Consider the following 12,559-nt stretch of genomic DNA (forward strand, 5'->3'; position numbering starts at 1 on the left):
TGGCAAATGCAGGCATGTTCTTTGCGCAATGATTCAGGAGTTCGCTTCCCGGGCTCATTGATCAGAACGCCAAGAAATGAACATACGACACGGTATTCGTAGTCTCAGTCCGCAGGGAAGAAACGGACGAAATACCGGTGTTGTAAACATAAATTGGTCGCCTCAACAGGAGAGAGTTGCCATGTTTTTATCTGCCCTCGAAATGCGCAATATCATTGAAAGCAGTTTGTTGCCCAAGCGCTCGCAATGCACTTTGTCGCCCGACTTGACGATGACGATCAAGATTTTCGACGATCATGAAACCGACCGCGTGGCCTTGATCAAGTCCAATATCGACGCCAACAAACTCACCGGCTGTCGGGCGATCAACGACCTGATTGCCGAGCTGCGTACCGAGCTCGACCACAGCCACGGCAACGGGAACTACTTTCATCAGCAACACCATCGCATGACCGGGCGCTGATCACGGCCTGGTCTCGGTAATCTGACGCCCGGGTCCGGCCGGTAACCGAACCCGGCGTCCAGTTTCAATGCGACGATGGTATTCAGCTGTCGTTCGTACAAGCATCCGAAAGCTTGCGGTAGGACACGTCTCGGGTTTGTCCCGCCTTATCGATGTACACCATCCGCGCAGTGATGACTTCGCAATAGGGTGTGGACGGTTCCGTCAATGACAATACCTTCTTGATTTCCAATGGCATGCCATAGTGATAGGACGTGGGCTGTGGGGTATCGTCCGCCTGAGCCACACCGGTGATACCGATCAGGCCCAGTAACGATGCAGTAGCGACTAGCGCACAGGTATTCATGTCAAAACTCCGCTTCAGAGAGAGGTCGACCTGATGCCTTGGCATCGAGATCTGCCGCGCGGCGACTCTGTCAGGGAGGGCGCGGTCCGGGTCAGTGTCGGATCGCGGAATTAAAAGCGGGTTAAGTGAAACACCTGGCTAGGCCCAGGCTGCCGCAATGCCAGACGAAGCGGCAGCCGCTGGGGTGAGTGGTCAGTTCAACTGCTGGCGATAGGGCAGGTCCGGCCCGGTCTTCCCGCAGGTCAGTGCGGCTGCACGCATGGCGAAGTCGAGCATGGCGCCGATCTGGTCCCGGGTCAGAGTCAGTAGTCCCTCTACCGAGTCCAATTGCTGTTCGATCAACCAGGTAATCAAGGCTGCCTGGAACGTATCGCCTGCGCCCACGGTGTCGGCGATTTTCACCGGGCAGGCCGGCATCGACCAGGTGCCATGGCGACGGCTGAACACGGTTGCGCCCTGGCCACCGCGGGTCAGGAACACCAATTGACAACGATGTTCCAGCCAGCCTTCGATCACCATTTGGGGATCTTGTTCGGGATAGAGCAGGCTCAAGTCTTCGTCGCTGACCTTGATCAGGTCGGCGTACGCCACCAACGTTGCAATCCGTGAGCGCCACAGTTCGATGTCCGGCTGCGGGTTGAGTCGCACGTTCGGGTCCAGGCTGATCAGGCGCTTGCCGCTCTCCCGTTGCACCAACGCCAACAGGGTGTCACCGATCGGTTGCACCACCAGGCAGAACGAGCCGAAATGCAGGCCAGTCACTTCAGGGCCCAATTCTGGCAGGTGCTGCAGGCTCAGTTGCCGGTCCGCGCAGCCTTCGCCGCGAAAACTGTAATGGGGCGAGCCGTTTGCACCCACGGCGACCATCGCCAGGGTGGTCGGCGCATCGAAGTCCTGCAGATATCGTGTGCTGACACCTTCGTTGAGCAGGACCTGTTGCAAGCGCCGGCCAAGGAAATCGGTGGACAGTCCGGCAAACAGCGCCGACTCCACGCCCAGGCGACGCAGCCCGACAGCCACGTTGAACGGCGAACCGCCGGCGATGGCCTTGAAATTGACCTGCGAGGCCCGGCTACCTTCTTCTTCACCACTGAAGAAATCAAACAGTGCTTCACCACACACCAGATACATGAATGTCTGCTCTCAAAGGGTTGCGACGTGTTGTCGATAGGTTGCATAGGCTTGTTGGGCGGCCGCGACATGTTCGGCGACCGGCCGGGTTTCGCTGGCCGTGTCGAGTTTGACGCAACGCTCGCAGAGTTCGGCCAGGCTTTGTTGCGATCCAGACTGACACCACGCCGCCTGGATCGCCGCACCCAGGGCAGCCGCTTCGCTCTGTTCTGTGCAGATGACCGTGGTATTCATGATGTCGGCAACGATCTGCCGCCATACCGGGCTCTTCGACCCGCCGCCGATCAGACGGATGCTCCGTGCTTCGAGTCCGGTAGCGCGCAGCAGGTCCAGGCCATAGCGCAAGCCGAAGGTGGTGCCTTCGACCACGGCCCGGCACAAGTTGGGCCGGTTCAGGTTGGTGGTCGTCAGGCCCAGCAGGCTGGCGGTGGCATGGGGCAGGGCGGGAACCCGCTCACCGTTGAGGAATGGCAGCATGCAGACCCCTTCGGCGCCGATCGGGGCCTGGGCCACCAGGGCGTTGAAGGTCTCGATGTCCAGCTCGAACAGTTCGCGTATCGCACTGGTAGCGTTGGTCAGGTTCATGGTGCAGATCAGCGGCAGCCAGCCGCCGCTGGATGAGCAGAAAGCCGCTACCGAGGCCTCGGGGCTGACCGCGGGCTCACTGGCATAGGCATACACCGTGCCGGAGGAGCCGAGGCTCATGGTGATCACGCCGGGCTGGATATTGCCGGTGCCGATGGCGCCCATCATGTTGTCGCCGCCACCGCTTGCCACGACGGCCTCGGGGTTGATGCCCAGGCGTGCGGCAATGTCCGGCAGGATGCGCCCCACCGGCTGATGGGCTTCGATCAGCTCCGGCAGCGCCGCTTGCAACCGGCCGCTGGGGTCGATGTGCTGCAACAGCTGCAGGTCCCATTGGCGAGTGCGCACGTTGAAATAACCGGTACCCGAGGCATCACCGTATTCGCTGCAATGACGGCCGGTGAGCCAGTGGTTCAGGAAGTCATGGGGCAACAGGATGTGAGCGATGCGGGCAAAAATCTGCGGATGGTGTTCCCGGGTCCACAACAGCTTGGACACCGTGTAGCCGGGGGCGATGACCACTCCCAGGCGCTCCAGGGCCCCGTTTTCGCCGCCCAGGTGCGCCAACAGCTGATCGTTTTGCGGGGCGCTTTCGGTGTCGCACCAGAGCTTGGCCGGGCGCAGCACCTGATCCTGTTCATCGAGCAACACCAGGCCATGCTGCTGGCCGGAGACGCCAATGCCAAGAATCGCCTGGCCATCGACACCGGCGTCTGTCAAAGCCTGGTGAGTGGCCTGGGTGAACGCATCTATCCATTGGCCCGGGTCTTGTTCACGCCGGCCATTGGCACCGCTGATCATGGTGTGGGCGGCGGCCCCCTGGCCCAGGACCTGGCCGCTGTTTGCATCCAGGATCAAGGCCTTGGTGCCTTGGGTGCCGCAGTCGATGCCCAGGAACAACTGTTGATTTGCCATAAAAATCCTCATGTGACAGATCGTTCCCACGCTCTGCGTGGGGATGCCTCAACGGACGCTCCGCGTTCGGCTTTTGGGGCGCAGAGCGTCCCTGGCTACATTCCCACGCAGAGCGTGGGAACGATCAACCTAACCCTCCAACACCCGCTCAAGTGTCCGGGTCACTCCATGTTCGCGCAAGCTATTGCAGCACCATTCGAAGGCCGCGACGAACTCCGCCGAGCGCGGGATCGCCGTGCCGAAAATCTCCTCGACCTCCAGCATCCGCTGGGTTACCAGCGCATCGTCGGCCACCAGTGCCTGGCAGAATCCCGCACGCGGGTCAGGAATCTTATAACTCACGCCGTTTTCGTCCACGCCCTTGAGGTACACGGCCCAGGCCGCGACTACCAGCGCCGCGCGGCGGGTTTCGCCACCGTCGGCAATCAAGCGGTTGATGGTCGGCACGGTGAATTTCGGAAACTTCGACGAACCGTCCGAGCACACCCGTTCCAGTTGGTCGGCGATGGCCTGGTTGGAGAAACGCTCCACCAGGGTGTCCTTGTAGTCGTCCAGATCGATGCCCGGCACGGGGGCCAGTTGCGGTGTCACATCCAGGTCCATATAGGCACGGATGTAACGCACGAACAACGGGTCGTTCATGGTCTCGTGGACAAAGCGGTAGCCCTTGAGAAACCCCAGGTAGGTCAGGGCCAGATGGCTGCCGTTGAGCAGCTTGATCTTCATTTCCTCATAGGGGGAGACGTCATCGGTGAACTGCACGCCGACCTTTTCCCAGGCCGGGCGTCCGTTGACGAATTTGTCTTCCAGCACCCACTGCACGAACGGCTCGCAGACCACCGGCCAGGCATCGTCGATCCCGTGCTCGTCGTGCAGTTGCAGGCGATGGGCGACGCTGGTCATGGGGGTGATGCGGTCGACCATGGCGTTGGGAAAGCTCACGTTGTGGTCGATCCACTGCGCCAGTCCGGCGTCGTGCAGCGTGGCGAAGGCCAGCAATGCCTTGCGGGTCACAGCGCCGTTGTGGGGCAGGTTATCGCAGGACATCAGGGTAAACGCCGGCGTCCCGGCGGCGCGGCGTTTGGCCAGGGCGGCGCAGAGAAAGCCGAACACCGTGGTCGGAGCAGCCGGGTGGGCCAGGTCGTGCTGGATCTGCGGCAGATGGGCCATGAACTCGCCGTTGCTGTCGTCGATGCAGTAGCCGCCTTCGGTAATGGTCAGCGAAACGATGCGGATCTGCGGATCCGCCAGTTTGTCGATCAGCACCTGGGCGCCGTCTTCGGCCAGCAACATGTCGTTGATGGCGCCAATCACGCGGACTTCGGTGTCGTCAGTGTCACCCAGTTCGTACAGGGTAAACAGATAATCCTGGCTGGCCAGGTCATCCCGGGCGCGGCGGTCTTCGGCCCGCAACCCAACGCCGCAAATGGCCCACTCCAGGTCGGCGCCAGTGTTCATCAGCGCGTCGGTGTAGTAGGCCTGGTGAGCCCGATGGAAGCCGCCGACACCGATGTGGGCGATGCCTTGGCGGAGATCGCCCAAGGGATAGGCGGGCAGGGCAACTTCCGGTTTGAGGTTATGCAGGTTCTGGCGGTTGAGTTTCATCACGAGTCTCGGTAATCAGGCGGCGGCGCGCAGTACACGGGTGACTGCTACGCCATCGGCATCGAACAAATGGCAGTGTTGGGCGTCCAGGTGCAGGTTCAGTTGTTCGCCGAACCGGCTCGCCAGGTCGCCGTGAACCCGCATGGTCAGGGCTTCCCCGGACGCGGTATTGACGTGACAGAAAGTGTCGCTGCCCAGGCGCTCGCTGACATCGGCGATTACCTGCAGCGTGCACTCGCCGGGCTGCGCCAGGTTCAAGTGCTCCGGACGGATGCCCAGGGTGACGGGGCTGCCGACGCTGAGACTCGCCCCGTTCACCGGCAGTTGGATACGCGTGCCGGCGTCCAGCTGAACTTCGCAACCCTGGCCGTTGAGTGCGCTGACCTTACCTTTGAGAAAACCCATTTTCGGCGTACCGAGGAACCCGGCGACAAACAGGTTGGCCGGCTGGTGGTATAGCTCCAGGGGCGAGCCGACCTGCTCGATGCGCCCGCCGTTGAGCACCACCACTTTGTCGGCCAGGGTCATGGCTTCGACCTGATCGTGGGTGACGTAGATCATGGTCGCCTGCAGTTCCTTGTGCAGCCGCGCCAGCTCCAGGCGCATCTGTACCCGCAAGGCGGCGTCGAGGTTGGACAGCGGCTCGTCGAACAGGAAGATTTTCGGATTGCGCACGATGGCCCGGCCGATTGCAACCCGCTGGCGCTGGCCGCCGGACAGTTGTTTGGGCTTGCGTTCGAGCATCGGTCCCAATTCGAGGATGCGTGCGGCTTCGTTGACCTTCTTCTCGATGTCGGCCTTGGGCACGCCCGCCAGATCCAAGGCGAAGGACATGTTTTTGCGCACGCTCATGTGTGGGTACAAGGCATAGGTCTGGAACACCATCGCCAGGTCGCGCTTGGCCGGGCTGACCTCGGTGATGTCACGCCCGTCCAGCTCGATGGTGCCGTCGCTGACTTCTTCCAGACCGGCGATCAGCCGCAGCAAGGTGGATTTGCCGCAGCCCGACGGACCGACGAAGACCACGAACTCACGGTCGTTCACCTCGAGGTCGATACCTTTGATGATGGAAAAACCTTCGAAGCCTTTTTGCAGATTCTTGATTTTCAGGTTGGCCATGATGATGGGCCTCCACGTCTGATTAGGGTGTAGGGCGCGTTACTTCACGGCGCCAAAGGACAAGCCGCGGACCAATTGCTTCTGGCTGATCCAGCCGAAGATCAGGATCGGCGCGCAGGCCAGGGTCGAGACGGCGGACAATTTGGCCCAGAACAAACCTTCAGGGCTGGAGTAGGAAGCGATCAGGGCCGTCAGCGGCGCGGCTTTGGATGAGGTGAGGTTCAACGACCAGAAGGCCTCGTTCCAGCACAGGATCAATGACAGCAGCACAGTGGAGGCCAGGCCGCCCTTGGCAATCGGCAGCAATACGCGAACCATCTCCTGCCACAGGGTGGCGCCGTCCAGGCGCGCGGCTTCGAGGATGTCCCGGGGAATGTCCTTGAAGTAGGTGTAAATCATCCAGACCACGATCGGCAGGTTGATCAGCGTGTAGATGACGATCAGCGCAGTACGGGTATCCAACAGGCCAAAGCTCTTGGCCAGCAGGTAGATCGGCATCAGCACGCCCACCGGCGGCAGCATCTTGGTGGAGAGCATCCACAGCAAGGTGCCTTTGGTGCGCTGGGTTTCGTAGAACGCCATGGAGTAGGCCGCCGGTACCGCGATCAGCAGGCACAAGGCCGTGGCGCTGAAGGAAATCACTACCGAGTTCCAGGCGAACGTGAAGTAGTCGCTGCGTTCGTTGATGTGCAGGTAGTTCTCCAGCGTTGGCGCGAAAATGAACTGCGGCGGCGTGGCGAATGCGTCGATTTCGGTCTTGAAGCTGGTCAGTACCATCCAGAAGATCGGGAAGAAAATCAGGATCGCGATGGCCCAGGCCAGCGTGCCCAGTAGCAGGCTTTGCAGCCGACGGGATTGTTGGAGTGTCATGGCGGCGGCCTCAGTTCTTGTCAGTCAGGTTTTTGCCGATCATCCGCACCAGGAGGATGGCGGCGATATTGGCAATGACCACGGCTATCAGGCCACCGGCCGAAGCCATGCCGACGTCGAACTGCACCAGCGCCTGGTTGTAGATCAGGTAGGCGAGGTTGGTCGAGGCGTAGCCGGGGCCGCCGTTGGTGGTGGTGAAGATTTCGGCGAATACCGACAACAGGAAGATGGTTTCGATCATCACCACGACGGCGATCGGCCGGGCCAGGTGCGGCAAGGTCAGGTGCCAGAAAATCGCGATCGGACCGGCACCGTCCAGGCGGGCGGCTTCCTTCTGCTCTTGGTCGAGGGACTGCATGGCCGTCATCAGGATCAGGATCGCGAAGGGCAGCCACTGCCAGCTGACAATGATGATGATCGACAGCAGCGGGTAGTGGGCCAGCCAGTCCACCGGCTGTGCGCCGAACAGTTTCCACACTGAGGCGAGGATCCCGGAGACCGGGTGGAATATCAGGTTCTTCCAGATCAGCGCGCCCACCGTGGGCATGATGAAGAACGGCGAGATCAGCAGGACCCGGACGATGCCGCGGCCAAAGAATTCGCTGGCCTCCAGCAATGCACTGATCAACACCCCGAACACGATACTGATCAGCAGCACGCTGCCTACCAGCAATAAAGTATTGGTGGCACCGGGCATGAAGCCAGAATCGGTAAGGAAATACGTGAAGTTCTCCAGCCCGACGAACTCGTTTTCACCGGGGTAGAGCAGGTTGTAGCGGATCATCGAGAAGTAGACGGTCATGCCCAGGGGCACGATCATCCACAGCAGCAACAGGGCGACCGATGGACTGACCAGGAACCAGCCGGGGTTCGCCAGGCGGATCTTGCGCGCCGGCGGCGGGGCAATCTCGAGGGGGGCTTTGGCGGTTGTAGTTGAGCTATTCATGGCATTGAACCGATTTTGTGCAGGTCTACAAGAATCCCTTGTGGGAGCGGGCTTGCTCGCGAATAGGGCAGCACATCCAACATCAATGTGACTGACAGATCGCTTTCGCGAGCAAGCCCGCTCCCACAAAAGACAGAGCGGTGGCTCGGGTTACTTGGGATACCCGGCACGCTTCATCTCGCGCTCGGTGGTGGACTGCGCGGCGGTCAGCGCCTGGTCCACGCTCTGCTGACCGGTCAGTGCGCCGGAGAAGAACTTGCCCACCTGGGTGCCGATGGCCTGGAATTCGGGAATGGTCACCAACTGGATACCGATATAAGGCACCGGCTTGAGGGTCGGCGCTTTCGGATCGGCGACTTTCAACGATTCCAGGGTCACCTTGGCGAACGGCGCGGCCTTCATGTACTCGTCGCTGTAGGTCGAGGTGCGGGTGCCTGGCGGTACGTTGGCGATGCCATCGGTCTTGGCGACCAGTTGGCTGTATTCCTTGGAGGTCGCCCAACTGGTAAAGACCTTGGCGGCTTCCTTGGCCTTGGAGCTGGTCGGGATTGCCAGTGACCAGGAGTACAGCCAGGAGGTGCCCTTATCGGTTTTTTCGTGGGGAGCGAAGGTGAAGCCGACATGATCGGACACCTTGCTCTGGGTCTTGTCAGTCACGAACGAGCCGGCAACGCTGGCATCGACCCAGATCGCGCATTTGCCGCTGTTGAACAGGGCCAGGTTCTCGTTGAAGCCGTTGCTCGACGCACCTGGCGGGCCGGATTTCTTCATGTTGTCGACGTAGAAGGTCAGCGCGTCTTTCCACTCGGGACTATTGAACTGCGCTTGCCACTTCTCATCGAACCAGCGCGCTCCGTAGCCGTTGGCCAGGGTGGTGATTAGCGCCATGTTCTCGCCCCAGCCGGCCTTGCCCCGCAGGCACAGGCCATATTGTTCCTTGCTCTTGTCGGTGAGTTTTTCCGCAAACTCGCCGATCTGGGTCCAGGTCGGGTGTTCGGGCATGGTCAGCCCGGCGTCCTTGAACAAGTCGGTGCGGTAGTAGGTGATCGAGCTTTCGGCGTAGAACGGCAGGGCATACAACGAGCCCTTGACCGACAGGCCGTCACGCACGGAAGGGAAGACGTCGTCCAGGTCGTAGGAGGCCGGCAGGTCCTTCATCGGCTCCAGCCAGCCCTTGGCGCCCCAGAGTGCAGCTTCGTACATGCCGATGGTCAGCACATCGAACTGTCCGCCCTGAGTGGCGATGTCGGTGGTCAGGCGTTGGCGCAGGACGTTTTCTTCCAGCACCACCCAGTTCAGCTTGATGTCCGGATGCTCCGACTCGAAGGTCTTCGAGAGCTTCTGCATGCGGATCATGTCGCTGTTGTTGACAGTGGCAATGGTGAGGGTCTGTGCGCCGAAACTGACGCTGCTGAGGGTCATGCAGATGGAGACAAGCAGAGCTTTTACCGAAGGTTTCATCGCGCACTCCTTTTCCGTGCCGGAAGGCGGCGGAAGGACAGTTATTGTTTTTTGTCTTCCGGATGAAGGGAAGAATGTGCGCTGATTACAGCCTTCAATGGACGTCGTGACAAATCATCCGTCGCACTGGTGCTGATACTTTTTTGCACTGGGCGAAGATGGTGAGTGAAAGGATTAACCTGTGGCGAGGGGATAAATCCCCTCGCCACAGGCGAGCAAAGTCTCAGCCCTGGTTCTGCTCGGTCAACCGCTGCACCGCCAGCCGCCGGTAATGGGAAGGGGTCATGCCCTTGAGTTGCTGGAAGCGCCGGTTGAAGTTCGAGATGTTATTGAAGCCCGACTCGAAACAGACATCCGTGACCGGCTTGTCGCCGTCGGCCAGCAATTCGCAGGATTTGCTGATGCGCAGGCGGTTGACGAATTCGATGAAACAGCGACCGGTGGCCTGTTTGAACACACGGCTGAAGTAGGTCGGTTTCATGCCCAGGTGCTCGGCGACTTCCTCCAGGGGCAGCTCCCGAGCGTAATGGGCAAAAATATAGTCCACGGCCCGGTTGGTACGGTCGATGCTGTGCTCATCGGTCATCTGCGAAGAGGCGCCGCCGGAGAGCACCTGATAGTCATCCGTGGTGGCCAGCAATTCCATCAGGATGAAGAAATACCCCAGGCGGCTCATGCCTTGGGAGTCGGCAATGCGTTGCATCAGGATCATCGCCTGGCGGATGGTTCGCTTGCAGCGGAACTCGATGCCGTAGCGGGCCCGTTCGAGCAGCGGCGCGATGGTCTTGAGTTCGGCAAAGACCTGATTTCCGCTTTCGAACAACTCGTCGGTGAAATTCACCAGCATGTCGCGCTTGGGCACCACTTCGTCTTCGGCCACCTGGCTGATCCAGTTATGGGGCAGGTTGGGGCCGGTGAGAAACAGCGTCTGCGGGTAGAAGTTGCCGATGTAATCGCCAATGAACACTTTGCCGGAACTGGCGACGATCAGGTGCAGTTCATATTCCTTATGGAAATGCCAGCGCACCAGCGGGCAGGGAAAGCCGTGTTGGCGATAGATGATGGACAATCCGTTATGGTCATCCATCAACTCGTAGGAAGGGTCGGTGACTCTTGCTGTTCGGGTCATGGGCCTGCACTTTTATTGTTATCGCCGCTGGATAATGCCCCCTTCGCCGGGCAGGTGCCACCCCGAATAGCCTTCCGATGGTCGCCCGGAGAAATGCCATCAGTGATGCTGGCAGCTACACCGCCGCGTTGTTGCGGTGCTTTTCCTCAATCCACTGGGACATGTATTGGGTGCTCTTGTGCTGGTGGTGGCGCAGCATGCTGCCGGTGAAATTGTCCCGCCTTCGTTGCACCAGGTTGGCACGGCACGCCTGGATACTTTCAATCAGCGCCGGGCCATGAATCTCTGTGCGGTACCGCTCCGCCAGCAGCTTCAGGCCGGCATCCCGGGCCTGATTCCAGCGGACCGGGTCGTTGTACAACTGCACGGCGGCGTTGGCGATGGCTTCGGCGCTCTGGCTGATAATTCCAGGCCACGGCATCTGCCCATGCATGGCTTCGGCGCCGATGGGCGTGGTGACGCTTGGCGTGCCACAGAGCATCGCCTCGATCAGCTTGCCCTTGATGCCAGCGCCAAAACGCAGCGGTGCCAGACAGATACGCGCCGCCGACATTACCTGCAGGGCGTCCTCGGCCCAGTTCATGATATGGAATCCCTGGGCTGGGTTGTGCAGCGCGGCAGCTTTCGGCGGGGTATAGGCGCCGTACAGATGCAGCTGTGCCTCCGGCAATTGCTGACGGATCAGCGGCCAGATGGCGTTCTTCATCCAGAGCACGGCATCCCAGTTCGGTGCATGGCGGAAGTTGCCGATGCTCAAGAAATGCGCCCGGTCCTCGAATGGCACCGGTGGCGTGGCTGGCAGATCAACCATCAACGGGCACCAGAGCAGGAGGTTGCGCGGCACCTTGAATTGCTCCACCAACAGCTCGATCTCCACCTCTGACACCATCAGGTTCAGGTCGCAGCGGTACACGGCGGCGATCTCGCGCTTGGCCATATCGGTGTCGGCCATCCGCTGGAATTCCTCGGGCAGGTTTGGCGCGAAAAGATCGCTGAAGTCCTGGGAACTATCGTCAGCTTTCAAGCGGTTCTTGAGGCGCTGATGCCGGGCGTGGCGCAGGCTTTGCAAATCGGACGTTTCCAGCACACGCAAGGCGCCGGGGCATTGCGTCTCGACCCGCCAGCCGAACTGCTCTTCCATCATGAATTGATCGAACAGGACGATATCCGGTGCCAGCTCACCGACGAACACATCGAAACTGCTGTTGTTGAGTTCGATGGGCACTTCGTGGATGCCCAGTTCGATCAGGTCCGCGCGGTTCTCCCCCGGCTTCGCCGGGCTGCTGAAGGTGATGTCCCAGCCTTGCCCGAGGAAGGCTTCCAGGATCTGCATGATGTGCCCACCCGCCGCCGATGAACGCGGCTCGGGCCAGACGTAACCGATGACCAGGACCTTGAGGGCGGCGGGATGAGGCATGGGCAGGCATTTCCTTGGATGGATCAGGCGCAGTCGGTGCGCGGGGCGCGCCGATAGTGACCAAGAATCCGCTTGGGCTCAAGAAAGAATGCTTCTGACCTTGTCGCGCAACTGATCGATGGAAAAAGGCTTGCCGATCACCGCCATGCTTTCCGGTACGTCGATGCTTTCGGCATAGCCACTGGCGAACAGAACCGGTAGCCCAGGCCGCACCAGGCGGGCTTGCCTGGCCAGTTCGCGGCCGTCCATCACCGGCAGGCCTATGTCCGTCATCATCAGATCGATCCGTTGGTCCAGGTTGCGCAAGAAATCAAGCGCCTGGTCGCAACCGTCCGCCTCGAGCACCTGATATTCCAGTTCTTCCAGTACATCGACGATCAACATCCGGACGATGTCGTCGTCCTCGACTACCAGGACGTTGACGGGAGTGACAGGGGTGGAAGTGGACATAGTGGTTATTCTCAAAAGATAAAATCGGGAAGGGCGAAAAAGGACTCATGCATGAGTAAGTAGCGAGGCGGCACAAGTTCCCGATCCTGTACAAGAAAGGATCTATAGTACAAGAGCTGACA

Annotated in this window: 12 protein-coding genes; 1 reads left to right on the forward strand and 11 read right to left on the reverse strand. The window is 60.4% G+C overall.

The genetic code is table 11. From position 1 onward, the window contains the following. The first annotated feature begins 181 nt into the window (after positions 1-181). The gene (locus tag FBY02_RS00645) at positions 182-463 is read left to right on the forward strand and encodes a DUF1652 domain-containing protein (protein WP_144921857.1); all 282 of its coding nucleotides are present in this window, start codon (positions 182-184) and stop codon (positions 461-463) included. A gap of 82 nt (positions 464-545) precedes the next feature. Here FBY02_RS00645 and FBY02_RS00650 read toward each other — a convergent pair whose 3' ends face one another. From FBY02_RS00650 to FBY02_RS00700, 11 genes are all read right to left on the reverse strand, one after another. Beyond that, entirely contained in the window at positions 546-809 is a 264-nt protein-coding gene (locus tag FBY02_RS00650) for a DUF2790 domain-containing protein (protein ID WP_144921860.1), read from the reverse strand. A gap of 192 nt (positions 810-1,001) precedes the next feature. Beyond that, entirely contained in the window at positions 1,002-1,940 is a 939-nt protein-coding gene (locus FBY02_RS00655; protein WP_144921868.1) for a carbohydrate kinase, read from the reverse strand. 12 nt (positions 1,941-1,952) lie between these two features. Beyond that, a complete protein-coding gene (gene xylB / locus FBY02_RS00660; protein ID WP_144921875.1) occupies positions 1,953-3,440 on the reverse strand; it encodes a xylulokinase in 1,488 nt (495 codons plus the stop codon). 129 nt (positions 3,441-3,569) lie between these two features. Then, a complete protein-coding gene (locus FBY02_RS00665; protein WP_144921882.1) occupies positions 3,570-5,045 on the reverse strand; it encodes a mannitol dehydrogenase family protein in 1,476 nt (491 codons plus the stop codon). Between the two features lie 15 nt (positions 5,046-5,060). Next, a complete protein-coding gene (locus FBY02_RS00670; RefSeq protein ID WP_144921889.1) occupies positions 5,061-6,164 on the reverse strand; it encodes an ABC transporter ATP-binding protein in 1,104 nt (367 codons plus the stop codon). A gap of 39 nt (positions 6,165-6,203) precedes the next feature. Beyond that, positions 6,204-7,034, reverse strand: coding sequence for a carbohydrate ABC transporter permease (locus FBY02_RS00675; protein WP_144921896.1), 831 nt, complete (start codon positions 7,032-7,034; stop codon positions 6,204-6,206). 10 nt (positions 7,035-7,044) lie between these two features. After that, on the reverse strand, positions 7,045-7,980 hold the full coding sequence (locus tag FBY02_RS00680) for a carbohydrate ABC transporter permease (protein WP_144921903.1): 936 nt from the start codon (positions 7,978-7,980) through the stop codon (positions 7,045-7,047). 150 nt (positions 7,981-8,130) lie between these two features. Further along, complete coding sequence (locus FBY02_RS00685) at positions 8,131-9,441, reverse strand: sugar ABC transporter substrate-binding protein (RefSeq protein WP_144921908.1); 1,311 nt, start codon at positions 9,439-9,441, stop codon at positions 8,131-8,133. A 223-nt stretch (positions 9,442-9,664) separates the two neighbouring features. Beyond that, the gene (locus tag FBY02_RS00690) at positions 9,665-10,570 is read right to left on the reverse strand and encodes an AraC family transcriptional regulator (RefSeq protein ID WP_047703227.1); all 906 of its coding nucleotides are present in this window, start codon (positions 10,568-10,570) and stop codon (positions 9,665-9,667) included. Between the two features lie 115 nt (positions 10,571-10,685). Then, on the reverse strand, positions 10,686-11,987 hold the full coding sequence (locus tag FBY02_RS00695; RefSeq protein ID WP_144921915.1) for a glycosyltransferase: 1,302 nt from the start codon (positions 11,985-11,987) through the stop codon (positions 10,686-10,688). Positions 11,988-12,065: 78 nt separating this feature from the next. Further along, positions 12,066-12,437: a response regulator gene (locus tag FBY02_RS00700; RefSeq protein WP_144921920.1), complete on the reverse strand. Its 372-nt coding sequence runs from the start codon at positions 12,435-12,437 to the stop codon at positions 12,066-12,068. Positions 12,438-12,559 lie beyond the last annotated feature (122 nt).

Origin of the sequence: Pseudomonas sp. SJZ078, assembly GCF_007828255.1 — a bacterium.
Classification (GTDB): Bacteria; Pseudomonadota; Gammaproteobacteria; order Pseudomonadales; family Pseudomonadaceae; genus Aquipseudomonas.